Raw genomic sequence first — 25,620 nt, 5'->3', positions numbered from 1 at the left:
CGCTTCAGTCGCCTCATTCAATTCATTCAAGGTTGCCTGGTCGAACTTGTTGACCGACTCGTCCTGCAGGTCAAACACCAATTCAGCCAGGCCGTTATCGCGCTCTTTTACGGTAATGCCTTTGCCCTGGTAGATCATGTAATGTCTCCATTATTGTCGTTGTTCAGACATAGGTATCCAATTGCTGTCGGTAAGCATCATGTCGATTGCGTCAACAATCCCTTCAGATCAGCGTGCTGCGTATCGTAGACCGACAGAATCAAACACCAGTTTCAAACGATTGTTTGATTTAGCAGATACAATAGCCATTGCTTGACACATGTCAACCATTGGTGCGACTAAAGCCGTCCAGATGCGACGATTGAGGTTGTTTTTACGATTAAAAAGAAAGGGGCGACCCAGAGGATCGCCCTATCGGCAGGACGTTAGATCATGTCCCGTTTGAAGGCAACGGAGAGCTGCTTAAGCCATTGATCGAGCACATCAAAGCTAACAGCCGGGTCTTTTTCGTCCCAGCTGATGGCCACGGCATCTTTTCGTAACGACACCACCGAAACTGACTCTGGCAGTTGCTGTAAAAAGTCGGAGATGACCTGATATTGAGGTTCATCAAGTAACAACCGCTCATGCCAGATCCAGCCATCCGGTAAGAATATGCCTGGCTCTCCGGTGGAGCGCACTGCCACAAAGGCCGGAGTCTGCTCCCTGGGTACCGTTAAGGTTTTCTGATAAACGGTAACGATCTGAAACTTCTGCTCAATACGCCCGTGTTCACTGGTGTCCGGTACTTTCAGGCTACCGACACGAAACCCACGTATCAAAGCCTCCGATCGCAATTGCGACAGTTCCTGATCTCGTTTTGATGGCCTGAGCCACATAAACGCACCAGCGATGATCAGAATCGGGAGTATGACGACCAAGCCGCTCATCAGCTGCCCTGCCCGGGGCCATTAAACTCAAACTCTTCAAGCTGTGTGGTCTCATTTAAGAAGCGGTTTTTAATCTTTTTCAGTTGAGTTTCCAACGAGTAAGACACACTGGACGACAAGGTAAAAAAGCTTAACAACGCCTTCAGGTTGGAATCACCTTCACAGGCACTGTGGACACGTTGCCAAACGGCCTGATTCACCAGCTGCAACTCTCGGTTCAGAGAGACCAAACCATCGAGGTTCCAATCCGGCTCTTTATGATCCTTCATATTAAAGTACTGTCGCAGCAAATAGGTTCCGGCAGACCGAACAATAAACTCATCCTGGCTGGCGAATGGTAAATGCGTAAAGGCCATGGGTTTTAAGTTCGATAAAATCGGGCAATCGCTGTTCGCCATCACCAAGCCCATCAAGGATCGCAGTCCCTCTTCCAAACCCGTGGTTTTACTGTACTGGCGCTCTTCCGTCGTCACGATGACTTCAACTTTTTTGAACCCTGGCAACTTGCGGAAATCCTCCACGATCGGCTGCATATCCAGGGCGGCCGGACAATGCGTGTGTTCCTCCCGCTTTAAGGGGCAGTTGGAGCATTGACAATACTCAAGGCGAGTCCAGTCCGCGGGATGATCGGGCTGTTCGTTCGTTTTACCATCTGTTGCGGCAGCTGTTTCAATGTTCAGTTCGCTTCCGTCTTCCAAAAACCGAAACCGATAGGTAATGCTCATTTAATACTCCGTTCAGAAATCAGTTAACCTTGCTTTCCAGCTCGGCCCAACGTTCATAAGCTGTATTCAGTTCGTCCTGCAGAGTCTCCAGTCTTTGCAAAACCGGTCCGGTCTTTTCCAGTGGCTGACTGTAAAAACCGCTATCCGCTATCTCCGCCTCCACCGCTTCTATGTCAGACTCCAACCGCTCAATGGTTGCCGGCATCTGATCAAACTCTCTCTGATCTTTATAGCTCAGTTTTCGGATAGCTTTGTTTTTTTGTGCCGGTGTGTCTGTGATCGTTTCGTTATTTTTGACTTTTACAGGCTCGGATTCTTGTGTCGGCCATTTTCCACCCTGCGCTTGCCAGTCGGCATAACCACCCGGATAAACCCGAACCGCTCCATTACCCTCAAAAGCCCAGGACTTGGTCGCCAACTGATCAATAAAGTATCGATCATGGCTCACCAGCAATACCGTTCCGGGAAACTCTGAGATGCGATCAATCAGCAACTCCAACGTATCCATATCCAAATCGTTGGTCGGCTCATCGAGTATCAACAGGTTTGCCGGTTGACTGAACAGGCGCGCCAACAGCAGTCGGTTGGTCTCCCCGCCACTGAGTTGGCGAACCTGCATATGGCAACGCTGAGGCGAAAACAGGAAATCTTCCAGATAACTGATAACGTGCCGTCGTTTCCCGCCGATTTCGATAAACTCGCGACCTTCGGCAACGGAATCGATGAGCGTTTTTTCCGGGTCAAGCGCATCACGCGACTGGTCGAAATAAGCCATTTCCAGGCGGGTACCATGAACGACCTCGCCAGATACCGGGGTCAGGTCTTTCAAAAGCAGCTTCAGTAACGTTGATTTACCGATGCCATTCGGTCCGAGCAAGGCGATTTTTTCACCGCGGGTCACCAGGTCAGTCAACCCGGAAATGATCGGTTTATCGCCAAAACGGAACACCAGATCTTTTAGTTCGAAAACTTTTTTTCCGCTGAGCTGTTCGCTGCTGATATCAAAGTTGGCTTGGCCGGTCACCTTACGACGAGCCGCCAGTTCAACCCGCATGGCCTTCAACGCTCTGACTCTGCCTTCATTACGCGTCCTCCGTGCCTTGATGCCTTGTCGAATCCAGGCTTCTTCCTGAGCCAACACCTTGTCTTGCTGCGCGCGCTGTTCTGCTTCAACAGCTAAGGCAGTTTCCTTGGCGTCAAGATAGGCCTCATAAGGCGCGGGAAACCCTTGAATCTTGCCACGATCCAAATCAATGATCCGCGTCGCAAGGCGATCAATAAAGGCTCGGTCGTGCGAGACAAAAATGATGGTTCCGTTAAACCCGAGCAGAAGTTCTTCCAGCCATTCCACCATTTTAATGTCGAGATGGTTCGTTGGCTCATCAAGAATCAGTACATCGGGATCGTCCACCAGCGCTCTGGCAAGTAATACCCGACGGCGCCATCCACCGGACAAACTGCCAAACTCGACCTCAGGGTCCAAATTCAGCTGTGAAGTAACCTGAGCCGCGCGGGTTTGAAATCGCCAGCCATCTTCGGCCTCAATGACGTGCTGCAGTTCGGTCATCCGATCAATATCCGGGTCAGCAGACCCGGATATTTTCTGGTATTCACTCAGAGCCAGCCCGACGTCTCCGGCACCACCCAAGACCACTTCCATAACCGTTCGGCCATCACCCGATGGCAACTCCTGTTGCAAATGTCCGATTTTCAGACCCTGAGCTAACTTAATTACACCCTGATCGGGCTGATAATGGTCTATTATCAGCTTCAACAGGGTAGACTTACCTGCACCATTGCGCCCAACCAGCGCCAAACGCTCACCTTTTTCGATGGTAAACGAACATTGGTCTAAGAGGGGCGCGGCACCTAGGGCAAACTGTACCTGATCAAAAACAATCTGACTCATACTTACTCTGACTTCTGGCACTCATGCCGGGATGAATGAAACGGTAATGTGTCGCACGATTTTAACCAGAGGGATGATTCGTGTCTAAACACCGATTGGCCGGGCCGGCCATAGCGATTGTGATTACCATCATTTTTGTTATCTGGATGCTGTCCGGACAAACCGGAGAGAATAGCACACCGACTACGTCACAGGCAGAGAAGAGTTTGCTGGCCTCTGTACAGGTTGTGACCAGCACCTCACGTCCGGTAGAACAGAGCCTCGAAATCAATGGCATTACGGAAGCCCGCCGCGCCGTATCCATTCGCAGCGAAGCCAGCGGCAAGGTTACCAGCTTACAAAAACGTCAGGGTGATTCGGTCGGGGCCGGTGACGTCATTGCACAGCTGGATTTACAGGATCTCCCTGCCCGACTGACACAAGCTGAAGCCTATGAAAACCAGACCCGGTTAGAGTATGAGGGGGCGGTTAAGCTTCGCAATCAGGGCCTTCAGAATGAGACCACGGTAGCTCGGGCACTGGCAACCTATGAACAGGCAAAAGCCCAATTGGCGGGACTCAGATTACAACGCAACCACACCACTGTACGGGCACCATTCGCCGGACGGCTGGAAAACATGGACCTGGAACTGGGTTCGTTCGTCTCACAAGGCGAACGCATTGCCGACGTCTACGACTACAGCCAGTTAACCTTTGTGGGTGCCGTTGCCGAAAAAGACATACGCACCGTGAGTCTCGGTCAAACGGCAACGGTCCAGCTAATCACCGGAGAATCGTTACCAGCTCGTGTCAGCTTTATTGGTTCCGTCGCGAACCCAGCCACCCGAACATTCCCGGTCGAGCTAACGACAGAAACGGCGTCGCGACAGCTTTCAGGCATCACCTCAACCGGCATCATCGCACTGGACGACACCGCGGGTCACCACATCAGTCCGGCCCTGTTATACATCAATGATGACGGTGAAATGGGCCTTAAGGTTCTCAATGAAAACGACCAGGTTGAGTTTCGCCCTGTTGAAATCATTCGATCCGGCACGGATGGCGTTTGGGTCAGCGGCCTGTCGGATCGCGAAAAGATCATCATTGTCGGACAGGGCTTCGTCACCGAAGGCGACGAAACGATCCCGACCTATCGAGATTTCAACCCCGATGTTGCGGTCGGATTGTAAGGAGACAACCGTTGGTTTCATTGATTCAGGCGTCACTTAACCGCACCCGAACCGTTTTGCTGCTGTTTGCACTGGTGTTTATTTCCGGCATCGTGGCACTCATTTCGATTCCCAAAGAAGCTCAGCCGGACATTACGATTCCTTATGTTTATGTAGGTACCGGCCTTGAAGGCATTTCACCGGAAGACTCCGACCGATTGTTGGTCCGCCCTCTCGAGCAGGAACTGAACTCCCTCGAAGGTTTGAAAGAGCTGACCAGCACCGCCAGTGAAGGTCGCGCGTCCATAACCTTAGAATTTGCCATTGATGTTGATATCGACGACGCCTTAACCGATGTTCGTGAAGCCGTTGATGCTGCGAAAAACAATCTGCCGGCCGATGCCGATGACCCGACGGTTCAGGAAATCAATCTGGCCAAGTTTCCGGTCATCAATATCTCGCTCGCAGGCGACGTCGACGAGCGGGTTCTGTTTCATGTTGCAGAAGATTTAAAAGACCGGCTGGAGGCCCTGCCGGGCGTGCTCGAAACGCCTATCAAAGGCAAACGCGAAGAAGTCGCGGAAATCATCATCGATCCGGCATTGATGGCCAGTTACAACATATCCCACGATGAGTTGTTCAGTTTGGTATCGCGTAACAATCAACTGGTGGCCGCCGGCAACCTGGATACCGGCGCAGGACGATTTTCCTTTAAGGTTCCCGGGTTGATTGAAACGGAACAGGACATTTTAAACCTGCCTGTAAAAGTCGATGGCAACACCGTTGTCCATTTTCGGGACATCGCTGTCGGACAACGCACCTACAAAGATGCCGACACCCTCTCACGGGTCAACGGTCAGCCCTCTGTCACCCTGGAGGTCACCAAGCGGGTCGGCGAAAACGTCATTGAGACGATCGATCAGGTAAAAGCCGTCGTCGAGGAGGTCAAGCCCTTCTGGCCCGACGGGATTACCGTCACCTTCACCCAAGATAACTCAATTATGATTAAGCAGCAGTTGAGTGATCTGTTTAATTCTGTGCTGACAGCGACGCTACTGGTCTTCATCGTCATCGTCTGGGCGTTGGGAGTGCGCAGCGCAACCCTGGTCGGACTGGCCATTCCGTCCTCGTTCCTGGCGGCCATCCTGACGCTCTCGATGCTGGGTATTACGTTGAACATTGTGGTGCTCTTCGCCCTCATTCTCTCGGTCGGCATGTTGGTCGATGGCGCAATCGTGGTGACCGAATACGCCGACCGCCGCATGTCAGAAGGCGCCGATCGTCGCAGCGCTTTCCGCGAAGCATCCACTCGAATGGCCTGGCCGATCATCGCCTCCACGGCCACCACATTGGCAGTGTTTATGCCTCTATTGTTCTGGCCGGGCATTCCCGGTGAGTTCATGGGCTATCTTCCGAAAACCGTTCTTATCACCTTAACCGCTTCGTTAATCATGGCCCTGATCGCGGTTCCGGCCTTCGGTTTTCTGTTTGGCAAACCATTACCGGTTACCAAGAACCAACAGATCACCATGGATGCCATCGATCACGGCGACTTTAAACGCATTCCCGGCTTATTGGGTGCCTATGTTCGGTTAATCGGCCGTCTACTTCCCAGAGCCGGCACGGTTACGCTCGTCTTTATAATGGCCATGGTCGGCGTGATCTTTGCCCTACAGGCCAATCCACCTAAAACTGAGTTTTTCCCTGATGTTGATGCTGACTTTGGTTCTGTTGTTGTGCGTGCTCGTGGCAATCTCTCTCTTGCCGAACGGGATAAACTGGTCAGGCAGGTTGAAGAACGTGTTATCACCATTGACGACATAAAAACCGTCACCACGACCGTCACTACAGTACCGGGGACTAACAGCCGAGAAGATACCATCGGGACGTTGATGGTCGAGTTTGTCGACTGGACCCCAGCTCGACCGCCAACCGCAAACATACTCGACGAGGCCGTCAAGGTCGCTAATGACATCCCGGGTATCGTCGTTGAAACCCAGGCCGCACAAATGGGACCAACCACCGGTATCGATATTCAACTGCAGTTTTTCTCAGAAGACCTGGAGGCTTTGCATGACAGTGTCGATCTGGTTGTCAAACGGATGCAAGCTGATACTCGGATTCGGGAAGTTGCCGACAACCGGCCTATTGATGGTCTTGAATGGCAAATCGATGTCGACCGTGAAGCGGCTACCCGATTCGGTACTGACCTCGCCACCGTCGGTTCCTCCATTCGGATGATTACTAATGGGCTAAAAATCGGGGCTTATCGTCCAGATGACGCAGACGATGAAGTTGAAATCCGGGCTCGATACCCGTTTAACGGCCGTGACCTCGATCAGATCGACGACCTGACCATCACGGTTCGCGGTCAACAAGTGCCCGTCAGTAACTTTATTGAGCGAACGGCGCAAAACAAACAGGGCGATCTGTTTCGTACCGACGGCAAGTTAACGCTGGATATCGAAGCCAACGTTGCCGTTGGCGAGAGCGTACCCGAGGTCATAGAAGACCTGTCCGAGACGTTGGTACAGCTATATGAAGATGGAACCATACCGGAATCTGTCGCTTTTCGGTTTACCGGTGACCAGCAGGAGATGCAGGACACCCTCGTCTTTCTGGGGAAAGCCTTCGGTGTCGCCTTGTTTGTGATGGTGATAATTCTGGTGACTCAGTTCAATAGCCTGTTTCAGACGCTGTTAATACTGTCGGCGATTGTGACTTCAACTTTTGCTGTTTTAGCGGCTACGCTGGTCACAGGCTCCACTTTCGGCGTGGTCATGAGCGGTGTTGGCATCATTGCCCTGGCAGGAATTGTGGTCAACAACAACATTGTTCTGATCGACACCTACAACGTCATTCGCAGTCAAGGTTACCAGCCTATCGAAGCGGCGATGGTGACCTGTGCTCAGCGTCTGCGCCCGGTCATGCTGACAACAATCACCACCATACTTGGGCTGATCCCCATGGTCATGCAACTGACCATTGATCTGGTTAACCGTGATATTTCAGTCGGTGCACCATCATCACAATGGTGGACAGAGCTGTCGACCGCTATCGCTGGCGGCCTGACCTTTGCGACGGTTTTGACGCTGATACTGACACCCTGCCTGTTGATTCTAATCGAACGCGTTCGACCCCGAACGACAGCCTGACATCGACGGCGCCTATTGGGCGCCGTTTGTTATCTTCACTACGAATCAGTTGTTCTGAATGCCTTCGACGGTTGCAGAAACGTCACCATCCTTCTCGACACCGTCTTCGTCGGACTCAGGTTCAGAGCCCAAATTAAAACGACTGATCAGTTCAGCCTGATGAAAGGCAAGCTGATTCAGCGTCTCGCTGTTGTCTGCCGCTTGAGATGCGTAGGATTCAATATCTTCAGTCATGGAGAAGATCTGCACAATATTCTCCGCGACGTCATTAGCAACCGTGCTTTGCTCTTCAGACGCTGATGCTATCGACCGGCTTTTATCATCAATACTCGCCAACGTCGTTACCATTTCCTGAAGTAACGCGCTGACTTCCTGGCTTTGATTGACCGAGCGATCCGCCTGTTCAAGATTTTCCTTTACCAGAGACACAGCTTCACCAGCCTTAGTCTGCAGGCTTTCGATAAGACCGCTGATTTCGTTCGCGGCTTGCTGAGACCGGCCAGCCAATGTCCGGACTTCATCGGCCACAACCGCAAAGCCACGCCCCTGCTCCCCTGCTCGTGCTGCTTCGATCGCAGCATTGAGGGCCAGAAGATTGGTCTGTTCTGCAATCCCCTGAATGATGTCCAGAATGTCTCCGATTCGCTGCGACTCTTCTGATAAGTGACCAATGACGTCCGAAGCCGTTGTCAAAGATGATTTTAGATTGGTGGCAAAGGCCAGATTCTGCTCCATGCGGGTCATGTTAATCTGTGCATTTTCGGTGACCCTTGAGACTTCTTGACTGGCCTCAACCGCATGGGTGGCGACTTCACGAACGGCGGCATCCATTTCAGTGACGGCTGTTGCCACAGACTCAGTTTGTGACCGCTGTCGAGCGATACTCTGATTTGTCTGCTCACTTTTGATCTGATTGTCTTCCGCGACTGAGCGAATCGACCGGGACGATCGATCTATCTGGCTGATCAACCCATTGAGCTGTTCAGTCAACACATTCACATCATCCACGATCACACCCAGTTCCGACTGAAACGACTGCTGAATCGTGCCACTTAAATCACCATCCGCCACACGTTTGAGTGACGCAACAATCATTTTTAAGGGTCGCCGAATGGAAATAATGATGGTGGATGCGATTAAGACTGCGACAACCAGGGACACCAACGCCAACCCAAGATTCACCCAGGTTGATTGCTTAAAGACAGCTTGAGTGGACGCTTGAGCCACCTCGGCCACCTGATGGATTTGCTGCGTTGCCTGCGCCAGTTGTTGGTTTGCAGTTTCAGAAAGCAATGCCACCTCTTTTAACCGTTCCGAAGACTGATTATCCAGTGAAACAAAACGCAGATGCTGTTGAAACAACCCGTCTTCATGAAACACGGCAGCATCGAGTAACCCCTGATAAAATCGGAAACCTTGAATTAAACCGGGCTCTGTTTGTTCAATGGCGGCAATACTTTCTTCCATCAATTGAGAAAAACGCTCAAGCTCCTGAGCAAAGGTGGCAAATCGACGATCATCCCGAACGGCGAGAGTTTTAATAAGGTAGAGCTGGACGCCGTTTCCCTGAGACGCCAGATTTTCAACCTCATTCAGCAACTGGCCCGCATTATCACTGTCCTCAGCCTCTTCAATCAGATCTTTAATATCGTCGGCATAGTATTGGAACTCACTGGCAAACTCTGACAATCGGGTCAATGAGGTGGTCTGGGCTTCTACCCGGGCATTTTGGAGTTCAAAATGTGATGCAGCCATTGCCTGCACTGCTTTCACAGACTCGTTGGCAGCATCGAATGTCGTTTGGATTTCCGGGTAGTCAGATAACTTAGCAGACAAGCCATCCGCTTGACGTTCGTACATTTGACGAGTCTGAGCAAAGGTTGCTTCGAGACTTTGTCGAGCCTCAGCGTCTTCTGTCGTCGCGTGCTGCAACATTATCTGGTTGGTCACGCGCATCAAATCCAACACGGCACCACTTTCGTTCAGCAACTCAGGTATCGTCGTCGAGGTCAACAACATCTGATCAGAAATACGGTGCTGTGACAGAAATGCGGAACCTGACATAGCAATGACAATCAGGAGTACGAGCGAAAAACCCGCAATAATTCGTTGGGTCAGCGATATACGTATCATTGTATAAACTTCTTATTATTGGTGAATCGACAATGAAACTTGGCAACGATGCGTCTTGGTCACCGCACCTACACGTCGTTATTTTTAACAGAAAATGTAAACCACCCGTCACATACAAAGCAGTTAGATACATAGATAAAGCCTTCAACTCTGTGTGTTGTCGCCCTGCTCGCCCGACTCTCAACCCAACACCCCAAAAAGCGTTAATTTGGATCATCTTCATCTATTTACAATAATTGCCATCTGAGTGACCTTGTTTTTCCATAGAAAGGCGTTAGCCTGATTGCAACATCAGGTTACCGTTATCCACTATGCGCTTTTTTTTAACATTGTTTTTTTTCGTCATTTGCATTCAAACTTATGCGGCAGATGACTACACAAAAAAACTATCTCTGATTGCCACCACAGAGATCTCACAGGAACGCTTGCAGTCCTGGAATACCGAACTGCTATACCCTTACCTTCAAGAGGCTTGGTTAACGCGCAACCTGGATGAGATCACGATTGATCAAGCCAATGCCTTTATGCAAACACCCGAGAATCGTGCGGCCGCGTGGTTTTTCAAAAGTCTTTGGTATGAAGAACTGATTCGCCGCGAAGCCTGGCCCGAAATAATCAACACCCTTTCTGACACCTCGAATCCGGCGTTAAAATGCCACTATTTCAAGGCGCTTGAGGAAACAGGACAGCCGGTCCCCGATATCGAAGTCATGAATTTGTGGATGAGTGGACAGTCGCGACCAGACCATTGCGATCCTTTTTTTAACGACTGGATCACTCGCATTGATGATCCGGATCCCATCATCTGGGAACGACAACTGCTGGCGTTTTATGATCGAAACGGGAAACTGATCCGATACTTAAACCGATTCTATCAAAGCCCGGAGAACCGAAAGATCGGGGAGTTTCTTAACCGGGTGTATCAACAACCAAAGGAAATCATCAGTCAGGCTTACAACCCTGAGTCGGACAAAATGCATCAGCTCGCGCTTGCGGCTGTCAATCGGATGGCCTTTCAGGACCCCAGATCTGCCTCAAACCTCTGGCAGGCCATTGTTCGTGCCACCCCGGAGATGTCGCCAAACGACATTCGAAAAGCCTCCCGGTATCTCGGTATAGCCATGGCCAAACAGGCATTACCTGAGGCCTCTTACTGGCTCACCATTGCGGATGCACGTCGGGACGATGAGGAAGTCCAACATTGGCGACTTCAAATCGCCCTGAGCCGCCAGGATTATGCCGCAGTCATCTCAATCTATAACGAGCTGGATAGCTCGCTTAAACAAAGTGATCAATGGCGTTATTGGGCGGGGGTTGCCAGAGCGGTTACCGAGAAACAGGTAGCAGCCGATAACCCGCTCATCCCTTTAAGCCAACAACGGCTATATTACGGTTTTCTGGCGGCCGGTGTGTTAAACACCGAACCGACCTTGGGCACTCAACGAGAGTACCCGAGCAACAATCTGGTGGTTTTATCCGCTGAGCCGGCGCTACAACGTGCACAGGCGCTCTTTGAAATGGGAGACATCACCAGGGCACAGGTCGAATGGAACCTCTTTGTACGCACGCTCGATAATGCCAGCCAACACGCTGCAGCAGAGCTGGCCTTGTCTTGGGGTTGGTATGCAAAATCCAGCCAGGCTGCAGGATGGAGTCGCCGCTATGATCTCATCGACCTGCGCTATCCGGATGCCTATGCGTCAGAAGTCGATGCCATGTCTCAGTTGTTGGAACTGCCCAAACATTGGGTATATGGCGTTATGCGCCAGGAAAGCCGGTTCGACCATCAAGCCGTCAGTCCTGCCGGGGCACTCGGATTAATGCAGGTTATGCCGGCGACAGCCAGACAGACGGCCCAAAAGTATGGCTTGCTCTACCGGGATCAGAGCGATCTGCATTTACCGACCATAAACATCGCCATCGGCACCCATTATCTGAATGAGCTGATGACACGATTTAATCATCCGGTCTTGGCTACGGCGGCCTACAACGCAGGACCCAGTCGCGTCAATCTATGGCGGGAACGATTTCCGGAAGACATCACCGTGTGGATAGAAAGCATTCCCTTTAACGAGACACGGAACTACGTCAAAGCTGTTATGGCCTACAGCCAGATTTACGCACTGCAGCATGGCATGAACTGGCACCTGTCCGCTTGGACTGAACCGGCTCTGCAACTGGCCAGAGCGTCAGACTGAGCCGTTACCCTGCTCCGCTGCAGATTGACCCACCAGGGTATCGCCGACAGACAGCTGAGACAGACCAAAGGGTGCGGCATTTACACCGAAAATCACTTTCCCATCCCGTTGCAGGGCTCCGGCAAACTGATCATGCAAAGGTTTGCTGAAAACTCCGGTATTCGGATCAATGGCCGGGATGTTGCACCGCTCACACGGCTTAGCCAAGGCCAGATAACCGCCGGACCCAGGTATCGATAACCGCACCAGACCATACTCGGCATCGGCCGGAATCGAAACAACCACATTGGGACGGAAGCGACGCATCTCCAGAGGCTGATTGACCGTCGATGCCAAAGCCGACAAAGATTGTTCATTACAAATCAGCAACGGATACCCGTCAGCAAAAGATAAGGGCGCAGGCCGATCGTCTACGAGGGCTGTACGGCGCTCCAGGTCATCCATTTCGACAAGCATTACCCATTCATCCAGATGATCCGAAAACCACAGCGAGGCTTCACGGGATTTCTCACGCGCATTGATGGGTGCTTTCCAAACCTTTGTAGCCACCGCTTTATCCGTAGTACTGTCATCCGCTATCAGCAACGAATCGCGGCCAAACCGAACCCGCCAACCCAGTGTTTCCCGGGTTAGATGAAACTGAGACAAAATAGGATGAGATCGCTGAGTGACAAAACGGCCCTTTTCATTGACCAACATGTACTGGCGGTCAGAATGAGGGCCAAACTCACCGAAGTGAAGGGTGTCGACCTCAACAGCGCCCATGGACTTGATCGGGTAGACAAATAACTTGGATACGGCGGTTTCTAACACAGCTTAAGCTCTTCAGTGTTCGCCTGAAGTTTATCAGAAAAACCTCAGAATCGCGTGACTGAGTGGGGCACTGATCGACCAGCCATCAGGGGACCGGACCGGTTGTTTCAATCGCCTGAATGCGCTCTTTAACCAGCTCGGCCAGTTCTTCCGGCTTAAACTTTGACAAAAACCGATCACAACCGACCTTCTCGACCATCGCCTGATTAAAAGCGCCGCTGAGTGAGGTGTGCAGAACCACAAAGAGGTCTTTCAGTTTGGGATGATTGCGTATTTCTGTGGTTAACCGGTAACCATCCATGCGCGGCATTTCTGCATCAGTGACCACCAGCAACAACTGCTCGCTTAATGGAGTGTCTGAGGCATCAGCCATGGCCACCAGCTTGTCCAGCCCTTCTCTGCCGTCCATTGCCTGATGCACCTTCAGACCCAGTTTCCGAAAGATGTTACCCGCCTGTGCATGTGCCGTATGGGAGTCGTCTATCATCAATACCGCTTTGCCAGCCGCGCGGCTGATGACTTCGTCCTGCAACACTGATTCCGGCAACTCCATACTCAGCGGTGCAATTTCCGACAAGACTTTTTCGACATCCACAATTTCGATGATTCGATCATCGAGCTGGGTGATCGCGGTTAGATAATGATGTCGACCGGCGCCCGATGGTGGCGGCTGAATCTGTTCCCAGTTCAAATTAATGATGCGATCGACCGAACCAACCAAAAAGGCTTGTACGGTCGAATTGTATTCGGTAACGATGATGGTCGACTCGTCGTTAAACTCCAACGGACGCATGCCAATGGCTTTGCTCAGATCAATCACCGGAAGCGACCGACCGCGCAGGTAAACGACACCGATGACAGATGGACTTCGATGCGGCATCAGCGTCATTTTCGGCAGTGTCAGCACTTCCCGAACTTTAAACACGTTAATGGCAAACGCCTGCCGACCATTGAGCCGGAACATCAACAACTCCAGTCGGTTTTGCCCCACCAGATTTGTTCGGCTATCGACATTTTTCAAGATTTCAGACATCTGCACTCTCACCTGCAAAAAACGACGTATCAGGCACGATATCGGCCAATTTCAGGAGAAGTGTAGTCTAGAAATCAATTTCCGGGCGAATACATCGACAAACATTGACATCCAACCCGATCACCGTCTGACCGTTGGACTCATAATCGGAAGAAAGGAAGGTACTCACCATACTGTTTCCGGTATTGCACTGAACACCGTCACTGTAGGCACCGGCATACTGCAGGTGTCCATCGGGACCAGTAATGGCAATCAGCGGCCCAAACGGCAAACCCGACGTATCAGCGTTTACCGGTTTACCCAGATCGGCATGTTGAGAGTTGAGCTGAACAACACTGAACCCTTCCGCCAGGCCAGTATCAGTAATCTGCGCCGCGTGTTTGGAGGACAGCGAAAAGCACAAACACCCTTCTGGCTGATAGTGGATGATCGCGGGATGTTCAATACCGTCAAGATCCGCCAGCAACGATTCCCACTGCTGTCTGAACGCCATCGGGTTGGAAACCTCTTCGGTCAACCAACCGACGTAACGGGATTGAAAACCAATGGAAGCGATCAGTGCCAGTACCAACAACGCGGCAACAGTCAGTAGCAGCCAAATAAGTCGTTTGCGTTCCGGGTTCATGGTTTAACTTCGCAACGTCCCCACTCGCACTGTACGATCAGGTAATCCTGCTGACGACACACAGCGTCATACACCTCTATCGGCCATGAGTTGCGCAGCAGAGCAATCTCGGGGTTTGAGCAGCCACGTTCACTGAGTGCCTTTTCGACCAGAAACAACGAGCGACCGTACTTTCGATAACGGCTGTTAATGGATCGTCCGGATTCGACCTCCTCATTCAGAGCACGTCGCTCCTGGTAAAAGCCGGTTAAGATTTCGGCATCTCGCTTTGGCCGGTCCAAATCGATCTTCCCGTCTTCAACCCGCTCAAAAAAGCGTGCACACTCCCTCTCAGAGGCCTGCACACCCAACCAGGAGCGCAACTGTTGGTCGGAATCGGACTGAATCAGCTCCAGCGTCTGCATTGCAAGTACGGCCCTTGGAGCCTCGGATTGTTCATTCCCACCATCCCAGTTCAGGGCCAGCAATCCGTGGTCCGCTCCCAGGACAAAGGTTCGATTTCGTGACCACCAATCCAGTTGTGCTCGGGTTGCCTGACGTCGAACCTCCAAACCTGTCAGGCTGCATTGCTCAGCCGCCTCACGTAATGCAGCATCGGTGGTCAGAGCTGAATGAATGGCCTGGGTTTGAGGAGGCAACGAAGAGCACCCCAGCAGCAACAAAAACGGCAACACAGTCAGAAAACGAAACATGAAATCTCCAGATAGGACAGCATAGATATCGGCAAAGTTTATCGTCAGCGCCCGGTCAAAACCAGTGTCAGAACACGCTTATCGAGACCTATCAGAAACCCGCAACCAATCGGCCACCTGAGCTTTATCAAAAGGCCAACTCAACGTTTGACTGGTTTGCGGAATTTTCAGCACGGGAATCTGCACGCCGTAGAGCGAGATCAGCGCCTCGTCTTCAGCAATGTCCACCAGCTGGATTTGGAGAGCATGGCCGTCTAGGCGCAGCTCCTCAAGAACCTCTTCGGCCAGTTCACACAGATGGCAGCCGAGCGTGTGGTAGAGGGTGATTAACACTGTGGGAGTTCCTTAACTAAAAAAGCCGGGCTATGCTGCCCGGCTTTTTCGATGACTTCAACTGGATTACCTAGTTAACCCTTATCTGACTCGGATTACATCATCAGCTGTTCGGCCACGCTCAGCATTTCACCTCGATTCATTGGGTGATTACCGAGGGTTTTCAGGAACTCGCTGGGCGCTTCAAAGCGTTCCTGCCATTTCTCCTGTGCTTGCATCAGTTTTTCGGCGTATTGCTGTAAGGGTTCTAAACCACGCGGCAGCCGCGTCGTCTCGCCTGCGGTTTCCGCATAAACGCTGGCGGCTTTCTGCTCGACTTCCTGCATGGACAGGTTCAGGGATTTCAGTGTGGTGCCATCGATGTTCAGATCTTTAGCCATGGAAAATGCAGTCTGATAATCGCCATTGTAGAACTCCTCGGCCAGCTCGTTTACTTCGCCGAGCAGTGCGTCCAGATCTTCCATTTCCTGCTCGTTCAGGTCACCTTTCACCATTAGGCTGTACCCACCCATTTCGACACTGCTCCACTGTGTCGATGCCTGACGGCCAAATCGACTGTCAGACAATGAAGCCGCGTTTTCATTGACGGCCCGAATCTGGATGACATCGCCCTCAGACGTTTTCAGGTCCAGGCTGAACGTCTGCCGCTCATACTGTTGCATCTGGATCATTCGATCGACGACAGCGTTATTGCGCGTCGCGGCGGGTTCAGTCGATTGAGCAGAACCTGATGACTCTGCGTCATCCAGATTGCGCTCTCCCAACTTATCCATCAACTGACCGTATGCTGAGTCGATTTTCATCGTGAGTTCGTCGCTGTCTTCGCCCATCGCCGACAATACATCCCGAGCTTCAGAAAACCCCTGCTCTACCCCTTTCTCGGCGGCTTCCCAAAGCGAAGCCAGCTCTTCCTCACTGGCACCATCGGCCTTTGCCTTTGCGATTCGCTCGCTGGCGAAGCTCCAGATTTTATCAACCAAGGCATCCACATTAAAATTCTGTGCAGCCGACGTTGCTTCGGCATCGTTTGCATTTTCGGTTTTTGCTGCACCTTGAGTCGACACTGGTGGTTGATCCAGTTTCTGATAAGACTGGCTCTCGTACCGACTGTACGTGCTTGAATAACTCCACTGTGACGCTGTGGCAGGCATTCCGGGTATCATGGGCTTCTCCTCTGTAACCGGTTGGGCTGGATACGCCGCACACTCAGGGAGTGCATCCAAAACCTACTATTGTTGAACAGTGGGGTTAACGGCCGGCTTGCCTCGTTCTGAAGCGATTTTGCGTGACTTTTTGTAAACTGCATCCGTCTGCATTTAGTGGCACTCGCCGAGTTATACCGAGTGAACCTACCCGGCAACCAGCCTACCAAAACCGGGTCAATGACCTTCCGGTTATGTAAACCTGTTAAAAACGAGCAATATTATGGAAAATGACTCATTAATATGTCTGGATTAATGACTATTGAAACTCTATCATTTGTGCAAAACATGGATTCAGGACAGATCTCATGGCCCGATTGGACTCTCTGATCATCTTCACCACCGTTGTTAAAGCCAACAATTTCACCAACGCCGCTCACCAGCTCGGTCTCACGCCATCAGCCGTCAGTAAGCAAATCAGCTTGCTCGAAGATCGATTGGGGGTTCGTTTACTGAACCGTACAACGCGTTCGGTCAGCCCAACCGAAGCCGGGCAGTTGTTCTTTAACCGCTGTAGCCGGCTTCTGGAGGATCTGGAAGAAGCCGAACACATGGTAAAGGATCTGGAAACCAGCCCAAGAGGCACGCTGAAAATTTCAGCCACGCCGACCTTCGGGCGCGCCATGTTGATGAAAATCTTCGCACAGTTCTTAGAGCAGTACCCCGATGTCAACTTTGATCTGACCTTAGCCGATAAAGGCCTGGATCTGGTCAGAGAGGGGATCGATCTCGCGATTCACCTGGGTTCACTGCAGGACAGCCGCCTTGTTGCACGGCCAGTCGCACGACAAAAAGTGATTCTGGTCGGATCAAAAGAATACCTGGCAGAGCATGGCCAGCCAGAAGCGCTGAATGAACTCGTCAATCATTTCATCTTAATGGTGTCGGGCATTGATTTTGCCGAGCCGCGCTGGATCAAACGGTTCATCAAAGAGGCAGGGTTGAGTAACAAGGATCGCCGTTTTACCGTGAACGATCTCGACACCTTATGCGAAGCAGCCTTAAACGGCATGGGGCTGGCTGCCCTGCCCGTGTATATGATTCGGGAACACCTGGACTCCGGAAAGCTGGTTCATATTCTGCCGGATATTCACTTCCCGGTGCGAACCATTCATGTGGTGTATCCGGAAAATCGTTATCTGTCAGCAAAGAGCCGGGCGTTTGTCGATTTTATGGCCAGTTACTTTGATGAAAACAAGCTTGACGATCTCTGATTCCACGAAATCGTCCAACGCACCGACAGGAGCAGGAAGTTCCTGCTCGTCGGTAATCAAACGTCTTATTCGATAAATACATCCAGTTCCGGGTCGCTGAACATACGCTGCAGAACGGATTCAAAGACATTGTTCAACAGCTCTTCATTTTTTTCTTCGCTCGGATAACCCACAGTCTCAATGTACTGGGTCGTAGAGTATCCGTTCTCAAAAGTTGTATTATCCCGACGTACACGAATACTGATGGCTGCAGCCGCCGTCGTGCGCTTAATGCTCGCGTTTCGGTTTTCAGTCATGTAGGACAGTTTGTCTAACTGAATCGCAACATCATAGTCCGGAAAGGCCGTGGATATTTCTACGCCCGCCTGGGCCATCACCTGCAGTGCCATTTCCTCAATCACCGCTGTCAACGGCCGCTCCGGTACAATAACCGACGTATCTTCGTACACACCACCGCGATGCCCGATAACCTTATCGGCGCGCTTGTCCTCGACGATCAGGCTGGCGGTGCCGTTGCCGGTGATCAGTTGGTCAGTTTCCAGACTCGGGGAAAAACGCACTTGCTGGGGGGATAGCTGCGCACACCCGACAAACACCCAAACCACTGACAACAGCATGACCCAACGGGTCAGAACACGAACAGAGTCTCTCATAACTGGTTCCTTCACTTATTAGTGTTTGCAGCCGACTCGGGACGTTTAAACACCCATTGGGTCTCGCTGGAATCGGCTTCCGAATACTGATAGCCAGCATAATTGAATGTTTTCAGGTCTTCCAAGTTTTTTGGCTGTTCTTCCAGCAGATAGCGTACCATCATCCCCCGGGCTTTCTTCGCGTAAAACGAAATGATTTTGTATTGCCCATTCTTTTCATCTTTGAACACCGGCGTGATGATCGGACAGATTATCTGATCGGTCTTTACAGCTTTAAAGTACTCTTCCGATGCCAGGTTCAGCAGCGCACCAGCACCCGATCCTTCCAGATCCACGTTCAGCAAATCGGTGATCTTAGGTCCCCAGAACTCATAAAGGTTTTTACCAGCGTCGGTGGATACCCGAGTACCCATTTCCAGACGATAGGGCTGAATCCGGTCGAGTGGTCGTAATAAACCGTACAAACCAGACAGAATACGAACTCTGTTCTGGGACTCATGAATCTGCGGTTCAGTCAGCGTTTCAGCGCTGAGCCCGGTATAGACGTCACCCTTGAATGCAAACAGTGCCGCCTTGCTGTTAGACGCCGTCATTTCAGGCGTCCAATGCTGAAACCGGTCCACATTCAACTGGGCCAGTTTATCCGACAGCTTCATCATCTTTTTTAAATCCGCGGTCGATTTTTGCTTCATCACTTCGACCAGCGCTTGAGCTTCGTCAGCTAAACGATAGTCTGTGACGGTTTCGACGGGTGCTTCGTTGTCAAAATCCAGTGTTTTTGCGGGGGAAATCACCGCTAACATCTTCACCATGAAATTAATTACCCCTAAACTGCCTTACCAATCACTCATCCGATGATAACAGGTCTCTGCATCATGGAAATTATCCGAACCTATGTGCCAAATTCACTGGCAAACTACAATCATCTGGTTTACTGCCCCACAACGCAACAGGCTGCGGCTATCGACCCATTTGATGCGAACCATATCGTCGATATCGCCAAAAAACACTCGCTGACGATCATTCAGATCTGGTTAACGCATGAACATGGCGACCACATTCGGGGTCTGAACTCACTACGAGAACTAACCGGAGCAAAAAGCTTCGCGCCAATGACCTGTAACGGGCTCTTTGAGTCGGATATCTGGCTGGAAGACGGGCAGGAAGTCCGGCTCGGCAAAGAGACGCTGACACACTACCTGACGCCTGGTCACACGCCGGGTCACGGCGTTTTCTTATACCAAGATCCTCAGCTATCTGAACGGGACTTTCTGGTGTGTGCCGACACCCTGTTTAACGCCGGTGTTGGGAATACCCGCTCTGGAAACGTCAGTGAACTTTACCAGACGGTCGATCGACTCAAGTCCCTGCTCCGACCACAAACACGACTGTTTCCGGGACATGATTACATTTGCACCAATCTCAAGTTTGTTCTGAACCATTTCCCTGACTGCGAACCTGCCCGAACGACTCTCGACACCGTGGATAAACAGACACCGGACACACGATCGGTGATGCGGCTGGCCGATGAATACCGTTACAATCCATTTTTAAGCCTGCAAGCTGACTGGATCGAGAACCATGACGACTTCACGCACCTGACCCAGAAGGAGCGCTTCTTTGAACTCCGGTCACGCCGTGATCAGTGGTAACTTCCAAAAAAAGGACAACCAAACAAAATGGGCCGTGAAAAACGTGAACACCCCCGTACACCGATTCAGTTAACCGTAGAGCTGACATTTCCAAACGGCGATTCACTGGCTGTCGAGACCTGGGACATTTCAGACGGAGGTATCGGCATCAACCTGCCTCTGCAGACAACTCATGAGTGGCAGGAAGGACAGATGCTCAGCGCTCAGGTCAAAGGCTTGCCGATGCCGGCCCCTAAGGTTTCCGCCGAGGTCGTCCGGGTGAGCGACACCCGGATTGGCCTCAAACTAAGCACCTGAGGCGAAGTAAACCCGTTTTATGGGCAAGGATTTGGCTGTTCGCTGTGAATGGCCTCAATCGCCTTTAATACGGCTTCCGGCAGAATCAGGTCGGCACTGTCGATATTCTCAGATAACTGATCCAGAGTGGTCGCTCCAATGATGTTCGACGTCACAAACGGTTGTTCAGTGACGAACGACAATGCCATTTGCGCCGGCTTCATGCTGTAGTGATCGGCGATTTGCAGGTATCGTTCAGTGGTTTTCGTCGCTAGTTCCGTGCTGTAGCGCTGAAAACGGGTAAACATCGACAATCGGGCGCCTTGAGGCTTGGCACCATGACGATATTTCCCAGTTAAAACCCCCATCCCCAACGGTGAGTAAGCCAACAACCCCACCGATTCGCGATGCGAAAACTCAGCCAGACCCACTTCAAACGTGCGATTCAACAGGCTGTATGGGTTTTGAATGGATACCACCCGTGCCAACCCTTCTGACTCGGCGGTTTGCAGAAACCTTGCAACACCCCAGGGAGTCTCATTGGAAAGTCCTACATGTCGGATTTTTCCGGCGCGAACCAGGCGATCACAGGCCGTCAGAGTTTCTTCGATCGACACCTCCTGTGACTGTGGCTGCGGGTACCGATAACCCAGCTGACCAAAGTAGTTCGTCGACCGACTCGGCCAATGCAGTTGGTAAAGATCGATATAGTCAGTTTGTAACCTCTGCAGACTCTTATCCACGGCCTCTACAATCTGCTCCGCCCTGAGATTCGAGTCCGGACGGATATAGTCCATACCGGTTGATGCAATTTTTGTGGCCAAAACCACCTGATCTCGCTTACCCGTTTTAGCAAACCAGGTCCCGATATATCGCTCGGTCAACCCCTGAGTTTCCGGTCGAGGAGGAACCGGGTACATCTCGGCAGCGTCAAAGAAGTTAATGCCACGGTCTAAGGCGAGATCCATCTGTTCGTGAGCTTCGGTTTCAGTGTTCTGCTCACCCCAGGTCATGGTGCCCAGACAAAGCTTTGAAACCTTCAGGTCTGTACGGCCTAATTGACGCATTTCCATACAAAATTCCCCAATCTTTTTAAATGTATTTTCGCTATACTCAGTGGCTGTATTAAATCGCAGACAAATCAGCGATCCTGCATCCGATGTTACTGACCGGACGAAATCCGACTCTGTAATCTGCGATATTCACAGCGTTCAACCCTCTGGCAAACAGGTTTACCCATGGCACGCAAAAAGAAATCCCGCACGATGAAAGACAAAATCGGCGTTAAAACCGGTTCAAAGAAAGACTTCATCAAACAGGGAGAGAAAGGCAAGATACCCTCTCATAACCGGTTGAGCAAACATAAAAAACGCCAGAAATCGGCCTATCAACGGTTTCTGGAAGAAAACCAGATAAAGGACACAACCTCTGGCATTCAGTCAGTCAAACAACGATTGAAAAAAGCCGAAGAAAACGCCAAAGGTGTGGCAAAACCGGCCGATAAACCAGAGAAGACTCTGAAAGATTTCAATCGGTTATCTGGTGATGAGCTACTCGATCTGTTCAATTCCTAATCTGAAAACAGGGTGCCGGATCATGGCACTCTGGCTACTCGCAGCGATGGCTATTGCTGCAGACTTTGGCGTGGCCGATTGGGGGATGACGCCCGATGAAGTCAAAGCACTGGAAACGCGCACCAATCTAACCCCATTCGGCGTCGACGATTATCTGATTTACTCGGTTACCCTACCCGGAATCGACGAAACCAGAATCGTGTATCAGTTTACTAACGGACAGCTCACTGAAGGACGCTTTTTATTCCGTCCTCTTCAGCCCATGAACTCCCAACGGGCTTATGAACACTATCAAACCGTGAAAACGCTGATTTCGGATCAGTTTGGGCCACCCAATACGGATGAACTCCTCTATCGGGATTCTGCCGACGCGTCCAGCCAACTCAGCTCTACAGAAATCGCTAATGAACTGGCGTCTGATCGTGTGCTACTGAAATCCAGTTGGCGCAGTCCTTCTTCGATCCTCAGGCATCAACTCGCGTGGAACGTGAACCGGCCGCATCATCAACTTCATTACGTACCAATTCAGCCAATTAATGCAGGTACTCAGGTTGACGCCTTTTAGCACTATGCGCTTTAATCCGGGCCAACTTTCTAGCTGACTAAGTCCATGGGTATCAGCAACCGCCTCATACTGATTGATCAATTCCGCGGTATCGCGGTAATACTGATGGCCATTTTCCACTTCTGCTACGACTTGAGTGTTTTTGGTTTTCTGACTTTCGAGATGAACGGCGGTTTTTTTACCTGGTTCCGATTCCTGATTGTTACCTTGTTTTTTACATCAGTGGGTGCCGGTCTGTATCTTGCGCACTACCCAACCATTCGATGGCGGAAGTTTTGGTGGCGAGAGGCCAAAATAGCCGCCGGCGCTTTGATCATTTCCATTTCGACACTGCTCATGTACCCGCGTAGCTGGGTCTGGTTTGGTGTACTGCATTTTATCACCGTGGCTTCTGTTTTGGCGTTGCCATTCGTGCGTCGCCCAGCACTGGCGTTGACGATCGGTGTCAGCGTATTCCTGCTGTACAATCTCACGCCTTGGTTTAACCTTCACCCTCTTTGGGTAGCATTCAACGACCCGTTAAACCTGCCCAAAGGCACACAAGACTTAACCAGGCTCATTCCCTGGGTGGGCATGGTGCTGATAGGTATCTGGCTCGGACAACAACGCTTTTTTGGTTTTTCAGCGTTGCCTTTAGGGCCACTAGAACGACCGGTGCAGTTTATCAGCCGACACAGTTTACTGATCTATCTGTTTCATCAACCGCCGCTGTTCGGTCTCGCGTGGTTGATTCATAAGCTGGTGAACTAACCGACCATTTAAATGATTTCCTTCGGCGTTATTACTCGTCTGCGCGCAGATCATCCGGAATTGGTGTCTGAGGTTTCGGTGGACGTTGTTTCATATTGCCCTTCTGCCATTGATCGATCTGGTAAATGTATGCCAGTACCTGGGCAACCGCGACATAGAGACCCTCGGGAATTTCATCACCGATTCGGGTGTGGTGGTAAATAGATCGGGCGAGTGCCGGCATTTCCAACACGGGCACGTCGTACTCCTGACCGATTTCACGAATTTTAAACGCCACTTCATCGACACCTTTCGCTACCATCAACGGCGCAGGCATGGCGTTCGGATCGTATTTCAGGGCCACGGCATAATGGGTTGGGTTGGTGATGATAACGTCGGCTTCCGGCACATCGCTCATCATCCGGCGGTTCGCCATTTCGCGTTGCAACTGCTTTATTTTCGCTTTGACTTCCGGCTTACCTTCCGTGTTTTTGTATTCTTCTTTTATCTCCTGCATCGTCATACGAAGCTTTTTCGTATGGCTGTAGATCTGAAAGGGAATGTCGACAATAGCGATCAAAACGGTACTGGCCGCCAGCAGTAAGAATGACCACGCAATGACTTCCACCGCATGTGTGATAGCACTTTCCGTCGGTTGGAAGACCATCGATAAGAACTCATTTTTTAAACTGATCAGCACCAGAATGGCCGCCGTGGCCACAACAATGACCTTGCCCCACCCCTTCAACAGCTCAACCAGTGAGTTCATTGAGAACATGCGTTTGATACCGCTTAAAGGGTTCATTCGCGAACCTTTAGGTGCAAGGGCCTTTGTCGAAAAATTCCACCCACCCAGTCCAATAGGCGCAAAGAGCGCAGCCAACAGTAAAAAACCAAACAAAGGTACGATGCTGAGCAAAGCTTCACCGGCCACGACGGATACGTATTCGCCGGCAACAATGACATCCCAGCTGGCTCTCGGATCAAACGAGAAACAGAATTCCATAATCCGCATCATGGTTGTTCCCATCATGCGACCAAACACCAGAAAACAAATCGCCGAGACAATCAGAATGGCACTGGTATTAAGCTCTTTCGATCGGGCAATGTCCCCATCTTCTTTCGCCTTTTCCAGTTTCCTGGGCGTGGGTTCCTCTGTTTTTTCTTGTGATGTATCTTGTTCAGCCATTTTGCTTCCTGATACAGGATTAACGCTAAATCAGTCATGCGGCAATAAACCGGATGTCACTGATGACCTGCGAAAGTAATCAGCGAGTCTGGTCAATACCCGATCAGCGCTCTCATAAAATCAATGTGGACGTTAAGATATTGACGCACCAAAGGCGCCGCAGCCGCGTAACTGACCCAAACAATCACCAACCCGCCCAGCATGGTAATCGGAAAACCCAGTGCAAAAACATTCAACTGCGGCGCCGCTCGGGTCATCACACCAAAGGTCAGGTTTACCAACAACAATGCCGTCACCGCTGGTAATGCCAGCATCAGACTGGCACGAAACAACCAAGCGCCAAACTCAGATAATAGGCGCCAGCTTTCAACCGTGAACAGCCCCTGACCAACCGGCAAGGTATAGAATGAATCCACCACCACTTCCAACGTCAACAAATGACCATTGATCGCCAGATACACCAGTGTTACCAAAACCTGATACCACTGACTCAGTACAGCAACGGAGACGCCGTTTGCCGGATCGACCATTGATGCAAACCCCAACCCCATCTGCATTGAAATGGTCTGACCGGCCAATATAAAAATTTGCAGAATGACAAACACCAGAAACCCTAACGTGGTACCAATGAGAATCTGCTCGAGGATGATCATGAAGGTCTGAACATCGACCGCTTCGATAATCGGCATATCCGGTAAAAGCGGATAAATGGTATAGGTGATCACAAAGGCTAATCCGAGCCGGACCCGAACCGGAATCAGTCGAGCGCCCAGCACCGGCACAATCACAAAAAAAGCACCGAGCCTGAAGAAGGGCCACATAAAATGGCTGACCCAACTGGCAATCATGGCATCGGTTAGTTCGATCACGACA

At 51.1% G+C, this 25,620-nt stretch carries 24 protein-coding genes; 9 read left to right on the top strand and 15 right to left on the bottom strand.

Translation table 11 applies throughout. The annotated features are described in order from the left end of the window. Window positions 1-425: 425 nt before the first annotated feature. Genes MED297_RS06255 through MED297_RS06245 form a run of 3 tightly spaced genes read right to left on the bottom strand, consistent with a single transcriptional unit; the run spans window position 426 to window position 3,563 of the window. Window positions 426-929, bottom strand: a complete 504-nt coding sequence (locus MED297_RS06255) for a hypothetical protein (RefSeq protein WP_008043305.1) — start codon at window positions 927-929, stop codon at window positions 426-428. After that, the gene (locus tag MED297_RS06250; protein WP_008043304.1) at window positions 929-1,654 is read right to left on the bottom strand and encodes a DUF6901 family protein; all 726 of its coding nucleotides are present in this window, start codon (window positions 1,652-1,654) and stop codon (window positions 929-931) included. The genes MED297_RS06255 and MED297_RS06250 overlap by 1 nt, the downstream gene beginning before the upstream one ends. A 19-nt stretch (window positions 1,655-1,673) precedes the next feature. Further along, the gene (locus tag MED297_RS06245) at window positions 1,674-3,563 is read right to left on the bottom strand and encodes an ATP-binding cassette domain-containing protein (RefSeq protein ID WP_008043302.1); all 1,890 of its coding nucleotides are present in this window, start codon (window positions 3,561-3,563) and stop codon (window positions 1,674-1,676) included. Between the two features lie 80 nt (window positions 3,564-3,643). Here MED297_RS06245 and MED297_RS06240 point away from each other — a divergent pair, with 80 nt between their 5' ends. After that, window positions 3,644-4,732: an efflux RND transporter periplasmic adaptor subunit gene (locus tag MED297_RS06240; protein ID WP_008043300.1), complete on the top strand. Its 1,089-nt coding sequence runs from the start codon at window positions 3,644-3,646 to the stop codon at window positions 4,730-4,732. Window positions 4,733-4,743: 11 nt separating this feature from the next. Further along, window positions 4,744-7,866 (top strand): efflux RND transporter permease subunit, encoded by a 3,123-nt coding sequence (locus MED297_RS06235; protein WP_040556701.1) that lies wholly within the window; start codon window positions 4,744-4,746, stop codon window positions 7,864-7,866. Between the two features lie 45 nt (window positions 7,867-7,911). Here the strand turns inward: MED297_RS06235 and MED297_RS21115 are convergent, their stop codons facing one another. Then, window positions 7,912-9,999, bottom strand: coding sequence for a methyl-accepting chemotaxis protein (locus tag MED297_RS21115; protein ID WP_008043293.1), 2,088 nt, complete (start codon window positions 9,997-9,999; stop codon window positions 7,912-7,914). 425 nt (window positions 10,000-10,424) lie between these two features. Here MED297_RS21115 and MED297_RS06225 point away from each other — a divergent pair, with 425 nt between their 5' ends. Further along, complete coding sequence (locus MED297_RS06225; RefSeq protein ID WP_161599277.1) at window positions 10,425-12,197, top strand: transglycosylase SLT domain-containing protein; 1,773 nt, start codon at window positions 10,425-10,427, stop codon at window positions 12,195-12,197. Here MED297_RS06225 and MED297_RS06220 read toward each other — a convergent pair. The 6 genes from MED297_RS06220 to MED297_RS06195 all read right to left on the bottom strand — a co-directional run bounded on the left by MED297_RS06220 (window position 12,189) and on the right by MED297_RS06195 (window position 16,856). Further along, window positions 12,189-13,010, bottom strand: coding sequence for an MOSC domain-containing protein (locus tag MED297_RS06220; protein ID WP_008043291.1), 822 nt, complete (start codon window positions 13,008-13,010; stop codon window positions 12,189-12,191). The two genes, MED297_RS06225 and MED297_RS06220, sit on opposite strands and share 9 nt — an antisense overlap. A gap of 85 nt (window positions 13,011-13,095) precedes the next feature. Beyond that, a complete protein-coding gene (locus MED297_RS06215) occupies window positions 13,096-14,043 on the bottom strand; it encodes a chemotaxis protein (protein WP_008043290.1) in 948 nt (315 codons plus the stop codon). A 67-nt stretch (window positions 14,044-14,110) separates the two neighbouring features. Further along, window positions 14,111-14,668, bottom strand: coding sequence for a DUF6436 domain-containing protein (locus MED297_RS06210; RefSeq protein ID WP_008043289.1), 558 nt, complete (start codon window positions 14,666-14,668; stop codon window positions 14,111-14,113). Then, on the bottom strand, window positions 14,665-15,360 hold the full coding sequence (locus MED297_RS06205) for a hypothetical protein (protein ID WP_008043288.1): 696 nt from the start codon (window positions 15,358-15,360) through the stop codon (window positions 14,665-14,667). Before MED297_RS06205 ends, MED297_RS06210 begins: the two co-directional genes overlap by 4 nt. A 78-nt stretch (window positions 15,361-15,438) precedes the next feature. Further along, a complete protein-coding gene (locus MED297_RS06200; RefSeq protein WP_008043286.1) occupies window positions 15,439-15,693 on the bottom strand; it encodes a glutaredoxin family protein in 255 nt (84 codons plus the stop codon). A gap of 95 nt (window positions 15,694-15,788) precedes the next feature. Beyond that, window positions 15,789-16,856: a DUF5610 domain-containing protein gene (locus MED297_RS06195; protein WP_040556700.1), complete on the bottom strand. Its 1,068-nt coding sequence runs from the start codon at window positions 16,854-16,856 to the stop codon at window positions 15,789-15,791. 347 nt (window positions 16,857-17,203) lie between these two features. On the opposite strand from MED297_RS06195, the gene MED297_RS06190 reads away from it, so the two are divergent. Beyond that, window positions 17,204-18,109 (top strand): LysR family transcriptional regulator, encoded by a 906-nt coding sequence (locus MED297_RS06190; protein ID WP_008043283.1) that lies wholly within the window; start codon window positions 17,204-17,206, stop codon window positions 18,107-18,109. 65 nt (window positions 18,110-18,174) lie between these two features. Here MED297_RS06190 and MED297_RS06185 read toward each other — a convergent pair whose 3' ends face one another. Then, on the bottom strand, window positions 18,175-18,762 hold the full coding sequence (locus MED297_RS06185) for a YajG family lipoprotein (protein ID WP_008043282.1): 588 nt from the start codon (window positions 18,760-18,762) through the stop codon (window positions 18,175-18,177). Window positions 18,763-18,773: 11 nt separating this feature from the next. Then, entirely contained in the window at window positions 18,774-19,574 is an 801-nt protein-coding gene (gene yaaA / locus MED297_RS06180; RefSeq protein WP_008043280.1) for a peroxide stress protein YaaA, read from the bottom strand. A gap of 63 nt (window positions 19,575-19,637) precedes the next feature. Here yaaA and MED297_RS06175 point away from each other — a divergent pair, with 63 nt between their 5' ends. Together MED297_RS06175 and MED297_RS06170 are read left to right on the top strand one after the other, a co-directional pair. After that, the gene (locus tag MED297_RS06175) at window positions 19,638-20,414 is read left to right on the top strand and encodes a hydroxyacylglutathione hydrolase family protein (protein WP_008043278.1); all 777 of its coding nucleotides are present in this window, start codon (window positions 19,638-19,640) and stop codon (window positions 20,412-20,414) included. 27 nt (window positions 20,415-20,441) lie between these two features. After that, window positions 20,442-20,711, top strand: a complete 270-nt coding sequence (locus tag MED297_RS06170; protein ID WP_008043277.1) for a PilZ domain-containing protein — start codon at window positions 20,442-20,444, stop codon at window positions 20,709-20,711. A 17-nt stretch (window positions 20,712-20,728) separates the two neighbouring features. Here MED297_RS06170 and MED297_RS06165 read toward each other — a convergent pair whose 3' ends face one another. Continuing rightward, entirely contained in the window at window positions 20,729-21,763 is a 1,035-nt protein-coding gene (locus tag MED297_RS06165) for an NADP(H)-dependent aldo-keto reductase (protein WP_008043276.1), read from the bottom strand. 165 nt (window positions 21,764-21,928) lie between these two features. Here MED297_RS06165 and MED297_RS06160 point away from each other — a divergent pair, with 165 nt between their 5' ends. The 3 genes from MED297_RS06160 to MED297_RS06150 are packed head-to-tail and all read left to right on the top strand — an operon-like array spanning window position 21,929 to window position 23,579. Further along, entirely contained in the window at window positions 21,929-22,264 is a 336-nt protein-coding gene (locus MED297_RS06160; protein WP_040556698.1) for a hypothetical protein, read from the top strand. A 22-nt stretch (window positions 22,265-22,286) separates the two neighbouring features. Then, entirely contained in the window at window positions 22,287-22,829 is a 543-nt protein-coding gene (locus MED297_RS06155) for a hypothetical protein (RefSeq protein WP_008043274.1), read from the top strand. A gap of 45 nt (window positions 22,830-22,874) precedes the next feature. Beyond that, entirely contained in the window at window positions 22,875-23,579 is a 705-nt protein-coding gene (locus MED297_RS06150; protein WP_008043273.1) for a heparan-alpha-glucosaminide N-acetyltransferase, read from the top strand. 31 nt (window positions 23,580-23,610) lie between these two features. On the opposite strand, the gene flhB is transcribed toward MED297_RS06150, so the two are convergent. Further along, the gene (flhB, locus tag MED297_RS06145) at window positions 23,611-24,747 is read right to left on the bottom strand and encodes a flagellar biosynthesis protein FlhB (RefSeq protein ID WP_008043272.1); all 1,137 of its coding nucleotides are present in this window, start codon (window positions 24,745-24,747) and stop codon (window positions 23,611-23,613) included. Window positions 24,748-24,839: 92 nt separating this feature from the next. Beyond that, on the bottom strand, window positions 24,840-25,616 hold the full coding sequence (gene fliR / locus MED297_RS06140) for a flagellar biosynthetic protein FliR (protein ID WP_154650859.1): 777 nt from the start codon (window positions 25,614-25,616) through the stop codon (window positions 24,840-24,842). Window positions 25,617-25,620 lie beyond the last annotated feature (4 nt).

It is taken from the genome of Reinekea blandensis MED297 (assembly GCF_000153185.1).
Classification (GTDB): Bacteria; Pseudomonadota; Gammaproteobacteria; order Pseudomonadales; family Natronospirillaceae; genus Reinekea; species Reinekea blandensis.
The sequence above is the reverse complement of the archived record's forward strand: the minus strand, read 5'-3'. Positions and strand labels throughout refer to the sequence as shown.

What these genes read in the sequence shown, in the direction of transcription:
- MED297_RS06255 (WP_008043305.1), bottom strand. Translation starts at nt 929, where the DNA reads ATGAGCGGCTTGGTCGTCATACTCCCGATTCTGATCATCGCTGGTGCG.
- MED297_RS06250 (WP_008043304.1), bottom strand. Translation starts at nt 1,654, where the DNA reads ATGAGCATTACCTATCGGTTTCGGTTTTTGGAAGACGGAAGCGAACTG.
- MED297_RS06245 (WP_008043302.1), bottom strand. Translation starts at nt 3,563, where the DNA reads ATGAGTCAGATTGTTTTTGATCAGGTACAGTTTGCCCTAGGTGCCGCG.
- MED297_RS21115 (WP_008043293.1), bottom strand. Translation starts at nt 9,999, where the DNA reads ATGATACGTATATCGCTGACCCAACGAATTATTGCGGGTTTTTCGCTC.
- MED297_RS06215 (WP_008043290.1), bottom strand. Translation starts at nt 14,043, where the DNA reads ATGTCTGAAATCTTGAAAAATGTCGATAGCCGAACAAATCTGGTGGGG.
- MED297_RS06210 (WP_008043289.1), bottom strand. Translation starts at nt 14,668, where the DNA reads ATGAACCCGGAACGCAAACGACTTATTTGGCTGCTACTGACTGTTGCC.
- MED297_RS06205 (WP_008043288.1), bottom strand. Translation starts at nt 15,360, where the DNA reads ATGTTTCGTTTTCTGACTGTGTTGCCGTTTTTGTTGCTGCTGGGGTGC.
- MED297_RS06195 (WP_040556700.1), bottom strand. Translation starts at nt 16,856, where the DNA reads ATGATACCCGGAATGCCTGCCACAGCGTCACAGTGGAGTTATTCAAGC.
- MED297_RS06190 (WP_008043283.1), top strand. Translation starts at nt 17,204, where the DNA reads ATGGCCCGATTGGACTCTCTGATCATCTTCACCACCGTTGTTAAAGCC.
- MED297_RS06185 (WP_008043282.1), bottom strand. Translation starts at nt 18,762, where the DNA reads ATGAGAGACTCTGTTCGTGTTCTGACCCGTTGGGTCATGCTGTTGTCA.
- yaaA (WP_008043280.1), bottom strand. Translation starts at nt 19,574, where the DNA reads ATGGTGAAGATGTTAGCGGTGATTTCCCCCGCAAAAACACTGGATTTT.
- MED297_RS06175 (WP_008043278.1), top strand. Translation starts at nt 19,638, where the DNA reads ATGGAAATTATCCGAACCTATGTGCCAAATTCACTGGCAAACTACAAT.
- MED297_RS06170 (WP_008043277.1), top strand. Translation starts at nt 20,442, where the DNA reads ATGGGCCGTGAAAAACGTGAACACCCCCGTACACCGATTCAGTTAACC.
- MED297_RS06165 (WP_008043276.1), bottom strand. Translation starts at nt 21,763, where the DNA reads ATGGAAATGCGTCAATTAGGCCGTACAGACCTGAAGGTTTCAAAGCTT.
- MED297_RS06160 (WP_040556698.1), top strand. Translation starts at nt 21,929, where the DNA reads ATGGCACGCAAAAAGAAATCCCGCACGATGAAAGACAAAATCGGCGTT.
- MED297_RS06155 (WP_008043274.1), top strand. Translation starts at nt 22,287, where the DNA reads ATGGCACTCTGGCTACTCGCAGCGATGGCTATTGCTGCAGACTTTGGC.
- MED297_RS06150 (WP_008043273.1), top strand. Translation starts at nt 22,875, where the DNA reads ATGGGTATCAGCAACCGCCTCATACTGATTGATCAATTCCGCGGTATC.
- flhB (WP_008043272.1), bottom strand. Translation starts at nt 24,747, where the DNA reads ATGGCTGAACAAGATACATCACAAGAAAAAACAGAGGAACCCACGCCC.